This window comes from Streptomyces sp. NPDC006261 (assembly GCF_040613515.1).
Lineage (GTDB): Bacteria > Actinomycetota > Actinomycetes > Streptomycetales > Streptomycetaceae > Streptomyces.
The window spans coordinates 40,152-56,337 of record NZ_JBEXSI010000036.1 but is presented as its reverse complement, the minus strand read 5'-3'; the positions used below and the strand labels follow the sequence as shown (position 1 = coordinate 56,337).

The 16,186-nt window shown below is 71.7% G+C and carries 12 protein-coding genes; 7 read left to right on the top strand and 5 right to left on the bottom strand.

The annotated features are described in order from the left end of the window. Positions 1-108 precede the first annotated feature (108 nt). From gmd to ABZ154_RS23160, 5 genes are read left to right on the top strand one after another with little or no spacing between them, the layout of a single operon-like run. Positions 109-1,122 carry a GDP-mannose 4,6-dehydratase gene (gene gmd, locus ABZ154_RS23180; protein WP_356835505.1) on the top strand — a complete coding sequence of 338 codons (1,014 nt, stop codon included), beginning with the start codon at positions 109-111 and terminating at the stop codon, positions 1,120-1,122. Further along, complete coding sequence (locus ABZ154_RS23175) at positions 1,119-3,935, top strand: LamG-like jellyroll fold domain-containing protein (RefSeq protein ID WP_356835503.1); 2,817 nt, start codon at positions 1,119-1,121, stop codon at positions 3,933-3,935. The genes gmd and ABZ154_RS23175 overlap by 4 nt, the downstream gene beginning before the upstream one ends. Then, positions 3,932-6,187: a LamG-like jellyroll fold domain-containing protein gene (locus ABZ154_RS23170; RefSeq protein ID WP_356835501.1), complete on the top strand. Its 2,256-nt coding sequence runs from the start codon at positions 3,932-3,934 to the stop codon at positions 6,185-6,187. The genes ABZ154_RS23175 and ABZ154_RS23170 overlap by 4 nt, the downstream gene beginning before the upstream one ends. Before the next feature lie 4 nt (positions 6,188-6,191). After that, the gene (locus ABZ154_RS23165; protein WP_356835499.1) at positions 6,192-6,932 is read left to right on the top strand and encodes a hypothetical protein; all 741 of its coding nucleotides are present in this window, start codon (positions 6,192-6,194) and stop codon (positions 6,930-6,932) included. Continuing rightward, positions 6,929-7,768: a glycosyltransferase family 2 protein gene (locus tag ABZ154_RS23160; RefSeq protein ID WP_356835497.1), complete on the top strand. Its 840-nt coding sequence runs from the start codon at positions 6,929-6,931 to the stop codon at positions 7,766-7,768. Before ABZ154_RS23165 ends, ABZ154_RS23160 begins: the two co-directional genes overlap by 4 nt. A gap of 12 nt (positions 7,769-7,780) precedes the next feature. Here the strand turns inward: ABZ154_RS23160 and ABZ154_RS23155 are convergent, their stop codons facing one another. Continuing rightward, the gene (locus ABZ154_RS23155) at positions 7,781-8,944 is read right to left on the bottom strand and encodes a glycosyltransferase (protein WP_356835495.1); all 1,164 of its coding nucleotides are present in this window, start codon (positions 8,942-8,944) and stop codon (positions 7,781-7,783) included. Between the two features lie 112 nt (positions 8,945-9,056). Between ABZ154_RS23155 and ABZ154_RS23150 the strand changes: the two genes are divergently transcribed. After that, complete coding sequence (locus ABZ154_RS23150) at positions 9,057-10,631, top strand: hypothetical protein (RefSeq protein WP_356835493.1); 1,575 nt, start codon at positions 9,057-9,059, stop codon at positions 10,629-10,631. On the opposite strand, the gene ABZ154_RS23145 is transcribed toward ABZ154_RS23150, so the two are convergent. The 3 genes from ABZ154_RS23145 to ABZ154_RS23135 are packed head-to-tail and all read right to left on the bottom strand — an operon-like array spanning position 10,600 to position 14,791. Then, positions 10,600-11,844 (bottom strand): hypothetical protein, encoded by a 1,245-nt coding sequence (locus ABZ154_RS23145; protein ID WP_356835491.1) that lies wholly within the window; start codon positions 11,842-11,844, stop codon positions 10,600-10,602. The genes ABZ154_RS23150 and ABZ154_RS23145 overlap by 32 nt on opposite strands. Next, positions 11,841-13,532, bottom strand: coding sequence for a CpsD/CapB family tyrosine-protein kinase (locus ABZ154_RS23140; RefSeq protein WP_356835489.1), 1,692 nt, complete (start codon positions 13,530-13,532; stop codon positions 11,841-11,843). The genes ABZ154_RS23145 and ABZ154_RS23140 overlap by 4 nt, the downstream gene beginning before the upstream one ends. Continuing rightward, complete coding sequence (locus ABZ154_RS23135; protein ID WP_356835487.1) at positions 13,529-14,791, bottom strand: glycosyltransferase; 1,263 nt, start codon at positions 14,789-14,791, stop codon at positions 13,529-13,531. Before ABZ154_RS23135 ends, ABZ154_RS23140 begins: the two co-directional genes overlap by 4 nt. 150 nt (positions 14,792-14,941) lie before the next feature. On the opposite strand from ABZ154_RS23135, the gene ABZ154_RS23130 reads away from it, so the two are divergent. Then, entirely contained in the window at positions 14,942-15,391 is a 450-nt protein-coding gene (locus ABZ154_RS23130) for an adenylyltransferase/cytidyltransferase family protein (RefSeq protein WP_015612087.1), read from the top strand. On the opposite strand, the gene ABZ154_RS23125 is transcribed toward ABZ154_RS23130, so the two are convergent. Next, on the bottom strand, positions 15,360-16,106 hold the full coding sequence (locus ABZ154_RS23125; RefSeq protein WP_356835485.1) for a CDP-alcohol phosphatidyltransferase family protein: 747 nt from the start codon (positions 16,104-16,106) through the stop codon (positions 15,360-15,362). The two genes, ABZ154_RS23130 and ABZ154_RS23125, sit on opposite strands and share 32 nt — an antisense overlap. Positions 16,107-16,186 lie beyond the last annotated feature (80 nt).

Genomic DNA, 16,186 nt, shown 5'->3' with positions numbered 1-16,186 from the left:
TTGTGCCAGCAGTAAGGGACTGTGGTGATGTTTTGCCGCAGAACGCTCCAATTCCGATATATCGGTGACTTGTTCGTCGCACAGGCGGACAGCAGAGAAGGGGGAATCGTGGCGAAGACCGCGCTCATCACGGGAGTGACCGGCCAGGACGGCTCGTACCTGGCGGAGTTGCTGCTCGACAAGGGGTACACGGTTCACGGCCTGATACGCCGCTCGTCGAGCTTCAACACCGAGCGGATCGACCACATCTACCAGGGCCCCGAGGAGCCGGAGCGCTCTTTCATCCTGCACCACGCGGATCTGACCGACGGTGTGACGCTGGTGAACCTGTTGCGCGACATCCAGCCCGACGAGGTCTACAACCTGGGCGCCCAGTCCCATGTGCGGGTCTCCTTCGACGCCCCGCTCTACACCGGTGACGTCACCGGGCTCGGCACCATCCGGCTCCTGGAGGCGGTCCGGGCCAGCGGCATCCAGACCCGGATCTACCAGGCCTCGTCCTCCGAGATGTTCGGCGCCAGCCCGCCGCCGCAGAACGAGAAGACCCCGTTCCACCCGCGCAGCCCCTACAGCGTGGCGAAGGTCTACGCGTACTGGGCGACGGTCAACTACCGCGAGGCGTACGGCATGTTCGCCGTCAACGGGATCCTTTTCAACCACGAGTCTCCGCGCCGCGGTGAGACCTTCGTGACCCGGAAGATCACGCGGGGGGTCGCCCGGATCAAGGCCGGGCTGCAGGACCGGCTGCACCTGGGCAACCTGGACGCGGTCCGGGACTGGGGGTACGCGCCGGAGTACGTGGACGCCATGTGGCGGATGCTCCAGTGCGACACCCCGGACGACTACGTCGTCGCGACCGGCGAGGGGGTCAGCGTCCGGCAGTTCCTGGAGTTCGCCTTCGAGCAGGCGGGCCTCGACTGGGCCGAGCATGTGCGGTACGACCCGAAGTACGAACGCCCCAGCGAGGTCGACGCGTTGATCGGTGACGCCTCGAAGGCGGAGGAGCTGCTGGGCTGGAAGCCCGAGGTGAAGTCCAAGGAGCTGGCCCGGATCATGGTCGACGCGGACATCCGCCTGCTCTCGGACCAGCTGAGCGGGGCCGCCGTGCGGGTGGACAGATGAGGGGGGCGGGAGACCCCCCGGGACGCACCGGCGCGGGGGGCTTGAGCCGTCCGCGCGGCCGGGTCCTCACCGCCGTTCTCGCGCTGGCCGCCGGGGTGCTCGCCCCGGTGGCCGCCGCGCCCCCGGCGGCCGCGCTGACCGACCCGGTCGGCTTCACCGCCGACCACCTGCCCACCTACCAGACCAACGGGATCGTATGGTCGCTGGCCGAGGCGAACGGGGTCGTCTACGCGGGCGGCACCTTCTCCACCGTCCGCCCGGCCGGTACGCCCTCCGGCGGCGCGTCCACGTCCGCCGTCAACTTCGCGGCGTTCAACGCGGCGACGGGCGCTCCGGCCGGCTGCTCGCTCTCCTTCACCCGGAGCAGCGGCACCGCCACCGTACGGGCGCTCGCCGTGTCACCGGACAGGTCGACGCTGTACGTGGGCGGCTACTTCAACGCGGTCAACGGGACCAGCGCCAACGGACTGGTCGCCGTCGACACCGCCACCTGCACGCGGCGGGCGGGGTTCGCGCCGAACTTCTCGGCGACGGTCCGCGCGCTGGACGTGGCGGCGAACGGCACGGTGTACGCGGGCGGCGACTTCCAGTCCGTCAACGGGCAGCCCCGGCGCTACTTCGGCGCGGTGACCCCGACGGGGGCGGTGACCGGGTGGAACCCGGACGCGGACGCCCCGGGCCGGACCCTGAGGGTGACACCGGACAGGCAGTCGGTGCTGATCGGCGGTGACTTCTTCACCGTGGGCGGGGCCAACTCCCATGCGATCGCGGTGACGAGCGCCGGCACCGGAGCCCTCACCCGGGGCTATCCGGACAACTTCATCCCGTCCACCGCCGTCATCAAGGACATCGTCACGGACTCCGCGTCCGGCGGCTGGTACGCGGCCGGCGAGGGCCGGGGCGGCAACTCGTTCGACGGCCGCCTCGCGATGGAGCTGGACGGCTTCGGCCAGCGCTGGCGCGACACCTGCCAGGGCGCGACCCAGGCGCTGCGGGTGTACAAGTCCGTGCTCTACGCGGCGAGCCATGTGCACGACTGCTCGACCATGGGCGGCTTCCCCAACCAGGCGCGCAAGCACCTCACCGCGCAGAGGGTCGACGACCCGGCGCTGCTGGGCTGGCTGCCCGACACGAACGACGGGATCGGGGAGCCGGTCGGGCCGCGCGCGCTGACGGTCTCCACCCGCGACGGCCGTGACTTCCTATGGGTGGGCGGGGAGTTCACCACGGTCAACGGGATGCAGCAGCAGGCGCTGACCCGTTTCGCCAGCACCCCGGACACCGGCGCGCCGAGCCTGCCCGCCGCCAGTGTGTCGGCGCCGCGCGCGGGTGAGGTGCGGGTGAGCTGGCGGAGCTCGCTGGACCTGGACGACAGCCTGCTGACGTACCGGGTGTACCGCAACGGGGGCGCGACGCCGGTGCACACGGCGACCGGCTCGTCCCTCTTCTTCAGCCGCCCCCAACTGACGTTCACGGACCGGAACGTGGTCGCCGGGCAGATGTACTCCTACCGGATCACGGCGACCGACGGCGCCGGCAACACCAGCGCGCTCTCCCCCGCCTCCTCCGTGACCGCCACCTCCTCCGCCTCCCCCTACCAGGAGCGGGTGCGAGCCGACGGGGCGGATCTGTACTGGCGGTACGACGAGCCCGGCGGGGCGTTCGCGGCGGACGCGTCGGACAGCCGGAACGGCGGCGTGTACGTGAACACCCCCACGTACCGGGCCACGCCCTCGGCCGTCGCCGGTTCGGCCGCGCTGTCACTGAACGGCAGCGACGAGTACGTGTACAGCGACCGGCTGCACCGCTACGTCTCGCCCACCCCGTACTCCATCGAGACGTGGTTCCGTACGACGTCGACGAGCGGCGGGCGGATCGTCGGGTTCGGCAACAACATCGGTACGGCGCAAGGCCGCACGAGCTCCATCTCCGACAAACTGCTCTACCTGACGGACAACGGCCGGCTCGCCTTCGGCGTCCAGGTCGGCAACACCAACGGCCGTCCCACCCTGACGAGTTCGGCGAGCTACAACGACGGCCGGTGGCATCACGCCGTCGCCACCCAGGACCCCGGCGGCATGACGCTGTACGTGGACGGGGTACGGGTCGTCTCCAACACCACCGCGGGCAACCGGTCGTACAACGGGTACTGGCGGGTCGGCGGTGACGCGATGAACAACGCCTGGCCGAACCGGCCGTCCAGCACCTATTTCGCGGGGCAGGTCGACGAGACGGCGATCTACCCCTCGGCGCTGACCGCCGCCCAGGTCGCCGCCCACCACCAGCTGGCCCAGGCGCCGGCTCCGCCCGGCGACACCACGGTGAGCCTCCTGCCCTCCGAGGACGCGTACGTGAACGGCGTGGCGGCCAACGCGAACTATGACGACCAGCAGCTGGCCTCCCGGGGCTCCACGCCCTACCTCAGCTATCTGCGCTTCACCCTGCCCGCCGCCCCGGCCGGGCAGGTCCTCAAGAGGGCCCGGCTCCAGTTCCGTACGTCGTCGGATCCGACGGCGGGCTCCACCGACAGCCACACCGTGGCGCCGGTCACCGGCGCCTGGACCGAGTCGACGGTCACCTACAACTCCCGGCCGGCGCTCTCCGCGTCCGCGCTGGGCAGCATCACCGGCGCAACCGCCGTCTCCACCGACTACTCGGTGGAGCTCACCGCGCCGGCACTGGGCGGGGCCCTCGGCTCCGCCTACTCACTCGCCCTGACCAGCAGCGGGACCGACAGTCTGCGCATCTGGTCGAGCGAGGCAGGATCGGCGGCCGTCAGGCCGCAGCTCGTTCTCACCTTCGGAGCTGAATGATGAACGGAAGTACGGGGCAAAGAATGGGAGGTCGCGGCCGTTTTCGGGCCGCCTCCGCCGCTCTCTGCCTGCTGGCCGCAGCCCTGACCGCCACGGCGGTCGGGGGTTCCCCGGCAACGGCGCTGACCCCTCCGGTGGCCATCACCGCGGACGACCTCTCCACCTGGCAGACCAACGGCATCGTCTGGTCGATGGCGGCCGGCGACGGCGTCGTCTACGCGGGCGGCACCTTCTCCACCCTTCGGCCGCCCAAGGCCGCACCCGGGACCAGTGAGCAGCCCGCGGTGAACTTCGCCGCCTTCGACGCGGCGACCGGGGCGCCCACCGACTGCTCGCTGTCGTTCACGATCTCCTCGGGGACCGCGACCGTACGCTCGTTGGCGCTCTCCCCCGACGGGGAAACGCTCTACGCGGGCGGCCAGTTCGGGGCGGTGAACGGGGTCGGGGTCAGCAACATCGCTGCCATCGACACCGCCACCTGCACCGTCCGCAACAACTTCAAGATCGCCGTCTCGGCCACCGTACGAGGGCTCGCCGTCACGTCCGACACGGTCTATCTGGCCGGTGACTTCACCAGTGTCGGCGGCCAGAGCCGGAGCCACTTCGCCGCCGTCTCCACCGCCGGAGCCGCGCTCCTGCCGTTCACGGCCAACGCCGACGAGGTGGCCCGGGCGATCGAGGTGACCCCGGACGGGCAGAACGTGCTGCTCGGCGGGGACTTCTTCCGGATCAACGGCACCACCACCCACGCCCTGGCCGTGGTGAACGCCGCCACCGGGCAACTCACCAAGAGCTACCCGGGGTTCATCCACAACAACTCCACGGTCCAGGACATCACCACCGACGCCACCGGTTTCTACACCGCCAACGAGGGCAGCGGCGGCGGGGTGTTCGACGGCCGGATCGCCCTGAACCTGAACGACTTCCAGCAGCGCTGGCGTGACACCTGCCTGGGCGCCACCCAGGCCGTGGCGGTCTACTCCGGTGTCCTCTACAGCGGCAGCCACGCCCACGACTGCGCCTCCATGGGCGCCTTCCCGGACCAGCCGCGCAAGCACCTGCTGGCCCAGTCGGTCGACGACCCGAAGCTGCTGCCCTGGTTCCCGGACACCAACGACGGCATCGGGGAGCCGGTCGGTCCGCGGGTGATGGCGCAGACCGGCAAGGGTGACCGCCACTACCTCTGGGTCGGGGGCGAGTTCACCACCGTCAACAGCGCCCCCCAGCAGGGGCTGACCCGGTTCGCGGACGGCCCGGACACCGGGGTCCCCTGGGTGCCCAACGTCAGCCTGTCCACGCTGAATCCGGGGACGATCGAGGTGAACTGGCAGACCAGCTTCGACACCGACGACGGTGAGCTGACCTACCGGATCTACAAGGACGGGTCGAACACCCCCGTCCACACCACCACCGGCTACTCGGTCTTCTGGAACCGGCCGCAGCTGAGCTGGACGGACACCGACGTCGTGGCGGGCCAGACCTACTCGTACCGGATCACCGCGAGCGACGGCATCAACACCAGCACCAAGTCCCCCGCCCAGTCCGCCACCGTGGCGACCGCGGCCGAGGCGTACCCCGCGCGGGTCAAGGCCGACGGGGCCGCCCTCTACTGGCGCTACGACGAGGGCACCTCCACCTTCGCCCACGACAGCAGCGGCAACCTCAACAACGGGTTCCTGCGCAACGCCCCCGCCTACCGCCAGACCCCGGCGGCCGTCGCGGGGCCGTCCACCGCGATCGGGTTCAACGGCACCGACGAGTACGCGTACGGCAACCGGCTCCACCCGGCGCCGCCCCGGTTCTCCGTAGAGACCTGGATCAAGACCACCACCACCCGGGGCGGCAAGATCATCGGCTTCGGGAATCTGACCCAGCAGAACAGCACCCGCCACGACAAGCACGTCTACATGCGCGACGACGGACGCCTCACCTTCGGTGTCCGCAGCGGCTCCATCCGGACCATCGCCACCACGGGCGCCTACAACGACGGACAGTGGCACCATGTCGTCGCCACCCAGGGGCCCGGCGGGATGGCGCTCTACGTCGACGGACAGCTGCGCGCGTCGAGCATCCTGTACTCCACCAACGAGAACACCCCGGGGTACTGGCGGATCGGCGGGGACAACCTCGCCGGCTGGCCGAACCGTCCGACGAGCAACTTCTTCGCCGGGCAGATCGACGAGACCGCCGTCTATCCGACCGCGCTGACCACCTCCCAGATCAGCGCCCACTACTCCCTGAGGAACAGCTGATCCGATGAGGAATCCGTTCCTGGCCGGCGCCGCCGTCGTCATGACGGTGGCGGCGCTGGCCGCCTGCGGCTCGTCCGCGGACGGGAACGACCCGGAGGCCGCGGGCGCCCAGCGCCCCGCGGCCTCCGGGCCCACCGTCCCCGGCCCGACCGCCACCACACCCACCACGCCCGCCGCGCCCACGGCACCCGCCATCAAGGAGCCGGCCGTCCCCGGACCGTCCGCTCCCGCCGCGACCGCCGAGGGCCCGAAGACACCCTCCGAAGAGATCACCCCGGCCACCGGGACCTTCACCAGGAAGCAGAAGGAGTATCTGGAGGACCGGGTGCCCAAGGGCATGGACCCGGCCGCCGTGCTCCAGACCGGCCAGGAGACCTGCGACAAGCTGCGCTACCTGGTCAAGGCCGACCGGGACACCGCCGTGGGCGCGATCGCGACGGAGGAGATCCCCGACGCACCGGCCGCGGTGGCGGGGCTCTGCCCGCAGCACCAGGACCTGGTCGACGAGGCCGCGTACGCCTACGTCGACGGCACCCACACGGGCAAGGCCCTGCGGCCCGGCGTCTACCGCTCCGCCTCCCCCACCACGCACTGCTCGTGGCAGATCGAGGGGGTGGGCGGGAAGGAGCTGGGCTCCGGCACCTCCGACACCGGCACCTCCCGGAAGATCACCGTCCCGAAGTCCGCCCGTACGTTCACCTCCACAGGCTGCTACGCCTGGCTGGCCGAAGGAGCCAAAGGATGACCGCTGGTAAGACCAGGCTCCCCATAGCCGTGGCGATCCCGACGAAGAACGAGGGACTGAACATCGCCGAGGCGGTGAAGTCGGTGCTCGGCCACTTCGAGGCGGTCGTCGTGGTGGACTCCCACAGCACCGACGACACGGTGAAGATCGCCGAGGAGTGCGGGGCCGAGGTGGTCACGTACACCTGGGACGGGGGGCATCCGCGGAAGAAGCAGTGGTGCCTGGAGAACGTCCGCACCGATCTGGACTGGATCCTGCTGCTGGACGGCGACGAACGCCTCAGCCCCGGGCTGCTGGCCGAGCTGCGGGAGACCTTCCGGGATCCGGCGGCGCCGAAGCCCGCCGCGTACGACATCCCGCTCGGATACTGGTTCTCGGGGAAGCGGCTGCGGCACGGATACACCATCCGCAAGCGGTCGTTGACCGACCGCACCCGCTCGTACTACCCGGAGGTCGGGGACCTGGACGCGCCGGGCATCGGTGAGGTGGAGGGGCACTACCAGCCCGTCGCCGCGACGGTGGGAACGTTGAACAACCCCATCGAGCACCAGGACCTCGACCCCGTCACCGCCTGGTTCGAGCGCCACAACCGGTACTCCGACTGGGAGGCGTGGCTGGAGCACCATCCCCAGGTGAAGGAACAGGTGCGCCAGGTCAAGTCACGCCAGGGGCAGTTGTTCCACAAGGCACCGTTCAAGCCGGTGGTGTCGTTCGCGTACATGTACCTCTACCGGCGCGGCTTCCTGGACGGCCGGGCCGGGTTCGACTTCGCGCTGGCCATGAGCTTCTACCGCTGGCAGATCGCGCTCAAGTCCCGGGAGAAGCCCGTACGTTGATCTGAGAACCGCTCACCCTCGCCTCCGGCGTACCACGTCCTCGTAGGTCCGCCGGAGGGTGGCCGTGACGACCTCGATGGTGAACTGGTCGTTGACCAGGTCCCAGGCGGCCTTGCCCGCCTGCTCGGCGGCCTCCGGCTCCAGCAGCTCCAGGATCGCGTCGGCGACCTTGCGGGCGTTGGCCGCGTCCTCGCCGACCCGGCTGTCGATGACCCGGCCCGCTCCGGCCGCCGCCACATCGGGGGCCTGCCCGCAGGTGCGGGTGATGACGACGGGGGTGCCGACCGACATCGCCTCCAGGACCGAGACCGGGAACGGTTCCTCGATCGCCGGCAGCACGTACACGTCGGCCTCGCGTCCGGCGGTGAGCACCTCGTCGTGCTCCAGCGGGCCCACATGGTCCAGGGAGTCCGTGACGCCCAGCTTCCGGGCGAGGGCGAGGGTGCCGGGCAGCGAGCCGGTGTCAGGTCCGGCCAGGACGAAGCGGGCGTCGGGGTGACGGGCGAGGACGTGCGGCATCGCGGCGATGAAGTCCTCGGGCCGCTTGCGCTTCTGGATCCGGGCGAGGTAGAGCACGGTCGGCGGCCGGCCCGGGTCGCGGGCGGGCTTGCGCTCCTGGGGGCGGACGCCGTTGACCAGGCGTACGGTGCGGGCGAGCGGGACGGGGGCGGCGACGGCGTTCACATCGAGCCGCTCCATCTCGGTGAGGTGCAGGACGGCGTCCGCGCTGCGCAGCACCTTGCGCACCCCGAGCAGGTCGGTGAGCTGGGCGACCTTCTTCTCGGTCGGGTCGATCATGCCGTGGGTCTGGACGACCAGGGGCGTACGGGTCGCGAGCGCGAGGAGTGCGGCGGGCAGGGTCACCAGGTCCCGCATCAGATGGACGTGTACGAGGTCGGCGCCGCGCATCATGCGGCGTGCGGTGCGCAGCAGTGCGGCGGAGGTGATGCCGCTGACCTCGAACATCGGGAGCAGGTGCCGGGCCTGGAAGAGGTGGACCGGGACTCCCTCGACATGGCTGGGCAGGTCCCCGCCCGGAAAGCCGTCGCCGAGGGCCATGATGCGGGCGTCGTCCCCGGCGGCACGCTGGACCTTGGACAGGTTGAGCGCCACCCGGGTCGGACCGCCGAAGGCGTGGTCCGGGGTGTGGAGCGTGACGACGTGCAGGATTTTCACCAGAGTTCCCCTCGACTACGGCCACTTGTTCACAGGGTAGTCATCGGCCCTCCCCAAGTGGGCTGATTCGTTAGAGTGTTCAGTGATTCACTGATCCCGGGGGGGGGGGCGCATGGCGTCGGTGCACACGTCGGCGCACGGACCGGCCGACGACACGGCCGCCGACGCGGCTGACGACGGGCCTGACGACGGGGCCGCGCGTCCGGAGCGGCCCAGAGCCCGGGGCGGCCCTTTCGAGCCCCCCGAGCGGCCGATCGCCTGGGCGATGTTGTCGCGGGCCGTGTCGGTGCCGCTCATCCTGGGTCTCGTCTGCTTCCTGCCAGCGGTGATCGCCGCGCAGCCGGGCAACGGCGTTCGGGACGCCGCGTACTGGCTCCAGCTCGTCCTGACCTGCTACGCGGGCGCCCGGCTCGCGACGATGATCCTCTCCACCCGGCGGCGGCTGCTCCAGGGCGTCATCTGGATGTTCGTGTACATCGCGATGGGCGTGGCCCCGTTCGCCCAGGTCGTGATCGGGCAGACGCCGACCCCGATGGTGGGGCCGCGCCAGGACCTGGTCACGGCGGTCGCGATGGTCCTGGTGGGGTGTGCCGCCTTCGACCTGGGGGCGCTGCTGGCCTCGCGGCGCCCGCTGCGGCGGCGTACGCCCTCCGCGCGGTCCGCCGTCGGGGCCGCCGTGGCGCATCCCCTGCGGCTGCGGCTGCTGGTGCTGGTGGCGTTCGCGGCGAGCGCGTTCTACGTGATGAAGCTGGGCGGGCCCGCGGTCTTCTTCTCCAGCCGGCAGGAGATCAGCGAGACCGTGGCGGCGAGCGGGGTCGTCTCGGAGGGGTCCAATGTGGGCTCGGCGTTCCTCAAGGGCTTCGGCCAGGTCCCGGCGCTGCTGGCGCTGCTCTTCTACACCCGCCGCCTGGCGACCTCCTACCGGGCCCGCCGCACCCCGTCGACGGTGCTGGTATGGGTGGCGCTGGGGGCGCTGAACCTGGTGGTGAACAACCCGATCTCCAACGCCCGTTACTGGTTCCTGACGGTGCTGATGGCGTTCGTCTTCACTGCGATGCCGAGCAGTGCGGCGGTCTACCGCACGGTGCTGGCGACGGGGGTGGTGGGGGCGCTGGTGGTGTTCCCGTACGCGGACAAGTTCCGGTACGACGACGAAGGGCAGCGGCCCGCGCAGTCGGCCTCGGTCTTCGAGCCGCTGGTTACCAAGGACTACGACCAGATGGTGATGTTCGCCAACACCATCTCGTGGGTCGACACCCGGGGCCACACCTACGGCCGCCAGCTGACGGGCTCGGCCCTGTTCTTCGTGCCGCGCGCGGTGTGGAGCGGGAAGCCGGAGGACACCGGGGTCCGGGTCGGCCAGTGGATGGGGCTGCGGATGACCAACCTGTCGGCCCCACTGTGGACCGAGTTCTGGGTCGACTTCGGCGCGACCGGGATGGCCGGCGGGATGGCGCTGATCGGCTACGCGGCGGCCCGTACCGACCGCCGGTACGCGCGGGCCGTCACGCGGGCGGGACCCGGCCCCGGAAGCGTGCTGGCCGTCGCCGCGCCGCTGATCGCCGGATACACCTTCATCCTGCTGCGCGGCCCACTGCTCCAGGCGGCGGGGAAGCTGGCCATCGCCGCGCTGTGTCTGCTGCTGATCAGCACGTTCAGGGAGCAGAGGGCAAAGCGTCGGCGGTGACGGTCTCCTGCGCGGACGGGGTGCGGCGGCGCAGCCGGGCCACCCTGATCCAGGTGGCGGCTGCCTTGCAGAGCGAGCCGAGGAAGAGCCCCCAGGCGGCGCCCAGGACGCCTCCGACGACGTAACCGCCCGCGAGGAACGCCACGGTGGTGAGGGAGAAGACCACCTGGATGGCGAGCGTGGTGCGCGGGTCCAGCATCCGCAGGGCGAGCAGTCCGCAGGTGCCGACGGCCATCGCCGCGTACTGGCTGCCGGTCGCGGGCAGCAGGGCGGCGGCCACGGGCCAGGTGTCGCCGAGGAGTTGGCGCCCGGCGCGGTCGGAGAGCAGGGCGAGGACGGTGGCCCAGAGCCCTGCGGTGGTGGCGAGTACGGCGGCGAGGACGGCGGTGGCCCGCACCCGGCGGTGCTCGTCGGTGATGCGGCCGAGCAGCGGGGGGCCGAAGGAGGTGGCGGAGGTGAACAGCACGTTCAGCGGTCCGAACAGGGTGGTCGCCCCGCGCAGGGCGCCGACCAGGAGCGGATTGCCGACCGTGCCGAGGCCGAGGACGGAGAGCTGGCTCGTGGCGTTGCCCACGCCGAACTCGACGGTGAACCGCTGCCCGAGGTGCCCGCGCCGGAGCATCGGCCGCAGCAGCAGCGGGGCACCGGCGGTGGAGCGGTGGAGCAGGGCGGCGGAGAGCAGGAGGGCGGGCAGGGCGGAGAGGCCCCAGAGGGTGATCAGGCGGGCGGGAGAGGCCCCGTACACCTGTGTCCCGAGCGCGCCGAGGACACAGGCGAGCCGCAACAGGTCCGACAACAGGGCGAGATGGGGCTGCTGAAGGGAGGAGAAGGCGTACCGTACGGCGTCCTGGCCCAGCACCGCCGGCAGGACGAGGCCGAGCATCACCAGCGCCTGGGCCGTGCCCCCGGGGGCGAGGAGGCAGACGGCGGCCAGGAGCGTGCCGAGCGCGGCCGCGGCGAGCACGGTGAAGGCGACGGCGGAGCGGCAGGCACCCCGCGTCTCCTCCCCTGCCCCGCGCTTGAGGACGAGGGGCTGCCCGGTGTACGCGCCCGAGACGCCGAGCAGCACCGTGAAGACCAGGTAGACCGCGGAGAAGCGGGCGAAGTCGGCGACGGTGGAGAGCCGGGCGGCGGCCACCAGCACCAGGATGTTGGTGAGCGCCGCCACGCCCTGGTCCGCGACCGAGCAGAGGACGGCCGTGCGGGCTCTCACCGCCGCGCCGCCGGAAGGGTCAAGGAGCGCAGGCCGAGGGTTTCGGTCGGGTCGCCGGTGATCTCGGGCGCTTCCGGCTCGGCGGTGGGGGTGGGGCCTGTGCCGCCACCGCTCCGGCGCCGGGTGGACTTCGGGTGGCGCTCGGACCAGGTCAGCCGCCGTCTGCCCGGGTGGAGCAGGGCGCCGAGGACGGAGCCGCCGGAGGCGCCGATGATCTCGCGGATGCGCTCCAGGTCGCTGCGGTGCACCGCGCGCGGGTCGCAGACGACCATCACGCCCTCCACCCGGTCCACCAGGGCGACCGCGTCCGCATAGGAGAGGACGGGCGGGGCGAGGACGATGACGACGCTGCCGGGGCGGTCGGCCTCGGCGACGATGCGGCCGACCGGGGTGGAGGTGAGGGCGCGCGGGACGTTGTCGACGGTGGTGCCCGGGATCAGCGCGAAGGCTCCGGAGCCGGGGACGTCCACGTTGGAGCGGCCGCCGGTGGGCCAGCTGCCGTCGCCCTCCTCGGCGGCCCAGCGCGGCGGGCGGACCTCGTGCGCGGCCGGCCCCAGGGCGCGGGCGAGGGAGGGGGTGCGCAGGTCGGCCTCGACCAGGAGGACATCGCGGCCCATCTCGGCGAAGGCTGCGGCCAGGTTGGCGGCGGCGGCCGCCGCCTCCTCGTTGTCGCCGCGCGGGGCGGTGACCAGCAGGCGGCGGCTCTCGGCGAAGGAGGGGTCGTAGGCGAGCCGGAAGGCGACGGCCCGGTACTCCTCGGCGAGCCGGGAGCCGCTGCGGCCGATGGCGAGCACCGCCCCGGCGGCTTGGCGTTCGCGGGGCAGGGTGCCGAGCAGCGGGGCGCCGAGTGAGCGGACCAGCTCGCGGGTGGAGCGTACGGCGGGGTCGAAGACGAGCCGCACCCAGGAGAGCAGCAGCCCAAGCGCGAGACCGACGACAGCGCCGAGGCCGAGCAGCAGCGGCAGGCCGGGGCCGGTGGGCGAGGTGGGGGCGACGGGCTTCTTGTTGAGGTAGCCGGGGGTGGTGTCCAGTGCCTTGAGCTCGGAGATCTTCCGGCTGAGCTCTGAGATGGAGACGATGATGTTGGCCCGGGCGCTGGTGACGTCGTCGGCCGAGCCCGAGCCGGTCTGCCTCTCCAGCAGGTCGCGCTTCTCCTCCAGCGGATCGAGCTGGGCCCGGTAGCCGTCGGACATGTTCTTGATGGATTCCTCGGTGCGCGCCTTGCGGTGGGCCAGATAGGCGTTGGCCAGGGCTTCGGCGCGGGCCCGGGACTGCTCGGGGGTGGCGCCCGTGTAGGCGAAGCGGAGGGTGAGGGTGTTGGGCGGGTTGGTGACCTGGAGCCCGGCGAGCAGCTCGCGGGCGGCGACGTCGTCGCCCTTCTTGAGCAAGGTGCCCGCCGCCAGGGTGCCGACGGTGTCGCTGACTGCGGTCTGGCGCTCGGAGCCGATGTTGATGCCCTTGTCGGCGGTGGCCCCGCTGGCGAAGGGGTCGGAGATGGCGGAACGGACCAGCACCTCGCCGGTGGCGGTGTAGGTGTCCTCGCCGCTGAGGGCGAGGTAGCCGCCGCCGAGCAGCCCGATGACGACGCCGACCGCCAGCAGCGCCCGGTAGCGCAGGAGTTGGCGGAACTGGTCGCGCAGGAGCGCCGGTTCGTCCTGGTCGTCCAGGACACGGTTCACGGGGGTCATCGGCTCGGGCTCCCTTGTCCGTCCTGCAAGGCCTCGGCGAGCAGGTCGTCGAAACGGGCGAGCCCCGCCTCCCGGCTCAGGTGGCGCGCCACGTACTTCGGGCCCTCGGCCCCCAGGGTGTCGGCCGCGGCCGGGTCGGCGGCCAGCTTCCGCACCGCCTCCAGCAGGGCGGCCGGGTCCTCGGGGGCGACGAGCACCCCGGCGCCCGAGCGGCGCACCTCGTCGGCGGTGCCGCCCTCGTCGGCGACGGAGGCGATGACCGGGCGGCCGGAGACGAAGTACGAGGTGAGCTTGGAGGGGACGCTCATGTCGAGGACGGAGGCCCGCTGGGTCACCGCGAGGACATCGGCGGCGGCGAGGACGTCGGTGAACTCCCCGGCCCCCGCCGGCTCCAGGAAGTCCACGTTGGCCAGCCCCTCGGCGCGGGCGCGCAGGGCGTCGCGCTGGTTGCCGTCGCCCATCAGGACGACCCGGACGTCCGGGGCGAGGCGGGCGGTGCCGATCAGGACGTCGAGGCCCTGCTTGAGGCCCATGTTGCCGGAGTGCAGCAGGACGGGGGTCGCCGGGTCCCAGCCGAGCCGGGCCCGGGTGGCGGCCCGGTCGGCGGTGGGCCCTTGCACATGGGTCCAGTTGGGGACGAGCCGGATGCGGCCGGGGTCGACGCCGAGGGCGGTGACGCCGGGGACGAAGCTCTCGTGGATGACGCCGACGAGGGTGGCGCCGCCCAGGGCGTACCGCTCGGCCGCCGCGGCGACGGCTGCCGCCCGGCCGCCGCCCCGTATGCCGCTCTGCGCGGCGGCGGCGCCCATCAGGTCCTGGACGACGGGTATGTACGGGACGCGGTGGCGGCGGGCGAGGCGGGCGCCGATCACTCCGCCGGCGAGGCTGGGCATCTGCGAGATCACGGCGTCCGGTCTTCCCGGTGGCGGCGCGAACAGCCCGGTGGCGAGGACGGACGCCTCGAACGCCGCACGCCTCACGGCAGTCTGGCGCGGCGGCACGTAGTGCCTGCGCCGGTGCACGCCGACGCCGCCGCGTATCTCCACCGTCCGCCACACGCTCCGGTACGCCTCGTCCAGCCGCCAGGACGGATAGTGCGGCATCCCGGTGAGCGCCCGGACCCGCGCACCCGACGCCGCCCAGTGCTCGGCGAGTTGAGTGGCGTACGGACCGATGCCCGTGACCTCTGGTGCATAGTTCGTCGAGACCACCAGAAGGCGGCGGTTCAGAAACGGCCTGTGCCGTTCGACATCGGACATCGGACGATCGCCTTCCCCCCACAGCAGCCGCTGCTCCCTGCGGGAACAGCCCCTACCGAGCTTATCCGTTCACGGCTTGCACAAGTGTTCTTCACAGTAAGGTCGTTGGAACATCACCGGATCACGTTGACCGTGGGGGGAGAGATACGGATGGTGCAGCACAGGGTGGGGTACGCACCCGGGGTGTACGACCTGTTCCATGTGGGACACCTCAACATCCTGCGGCATGCCCGCAGTCAGTGCGACTACCTGGTCGCGGGGGTCGTGTCGGACGAGATGGCCGCCCTCGCCAAGGGCCACACGCCCGTCATCCCGTTGCGCGAACGGCTGGAGATCGTCCGCAGTGTGCGGTTCGTCGACGCCGCGTTCGTGGAGACCGTGCCGGACAAGGTCGAGACCTGGCAGCAGGTCCGGTTCGACGTGATCTTCAAGGGCGACGACTGGCGGGGCACGGAGAAGGGGAAGAAGCTGGAGCGCGACTTCGCCGAGGTCGGCGTGGAGGTCGTCTACTTCCCGTACACCGTGCACACGTCCAGCACCCAGCTGCGCCGGGCGCTGGACGTGCTCGTCAGCCGGGACGGAGCGCTCTCAGCTCCCTGAACCACTTGGCGAGGAAGGCCGCCAGGAAGAGCGTGTGGACCACCGCGAGCACGGCGTACCCGGCCCGGAAGGCCCCGGGTGCGCCGAGCAGCAGGAACACCAGGCAGAACACCCCGTAGTCGGCGGGCAGCAGGGCGACCGCCCGCACCCGGGAGACCGGTGCGGCGAGTGCCGCCGGTGCGGCCGGCGTGGCAGCCGCCTGTGCGGTGGCCGCCGCCTTTCCGAGCTGTTCGCGCAGCAGCCCCGCGCAGAAGATCACCACGGCGGCCAGCTGGAAGCCCAGCGGCAGCAACAGCCACGCGTCCGACGGCAGTTCACCGAAGCGGTAGAAGGAGATCAGTACGGCGGCGTGGACGAGCACCAGCTTGCCGCAGTCCACGACGTGGTCCAGCCACTCCCCGTCGGGCCCGCCCCGACCGGTGAGCCGGGCGAGCTGACCGTCGGCGGAGTCGAAGGCGAAGCCGACGGCGAGCGCCGCGTAGACGGCGAGCCCCAGCGTCCAGGACGGTTCGACGAGTGCGACCGCCGCGAGCGCGCCGTAGGTGAACCCCGCGCTGACCAGAGTGACTTGGTTGGGCGTCAGTCCGCCCCGGTACGCGCCCGCCGCGAGCACCCGCCCGGCCGGGCGGTTCACGTACCGCGAGTAGAGCGAGACGCCCTTGGCGCTCTTCTGTGCGCCGCGCAGTTCGCGCAGCACTGTGCCCGTGCTTCCCATACGCCCCCCAGCGTCCGGCATTGCCCGCATCATGGCATGCGGACACCGGGGCCGTGGCGTGATTGGCCGGGCCTGAACAT

Coding starts and splice junctions, on each gene's coding strand:
- ABZ154_RS23175 (WP_356835503.1), top strand. CDS start 1,119: ATGAGGGGGGCGGGAGACCCCCCGGGACGCACCGGCGCGGGGGGCTTG.
- ABZ154_RS23170 (WP_356835501.1), top strand. CDS start 3,932: ATGATGAACGGAAGTACGGGGCAAAGAATGGGAGGTCGCGGCCGTTTT.
- ABZ154_RS23165 (WP_356835499.1), top strand. CDS start 6,192: ATGAGGAATCCGTTCCTGGCCGGCGCCGCCGTCGTCATGACGGTGGCG.
- ABZ154_RS23160 (WP_356835497.1), top strand. CDS start 6,929: ATGACCGCTGGTAAGACCAGGCTCCCCATAGCCGTGGCGATCCCGACG.
- ABZ154_RS23150 (WP_356835493.1), top strand. CDS start 9,057: ATGGCGTCGGTGCACACGTCGGCGCACGGACCGGCCGACGACACGGCC.
- ABZ154_RS23140 (WP_356835489.1), bottom strand. CDS start 13,532: ATGACCCCCGTGAACCGTGTCCTGGACGACCAGGACGAACCGGCGCTC.
- ABZ154_RS23135 (WP_356835487.1), bottom strand. CDS start 14,791: ATGTCCGATGTCGAACGGCACAGGCCGTTTCTGAACCGCCGCCTTCTG.
- ABZ154_RS23130 (WP_015612087.1), top strand. CDS start 14,942: ATGGTGCAGCACAGGGTGGGGTACGCACCCGGGGTGTACGACCTGTTC.
- ABZ154_RS23125 (WP_356835485.1), bottom strand. CDS start 16,106: ATGGGAAGCACGGGCACAGTGCTGCGCGAACTGCGCGGCGCACAGAAG.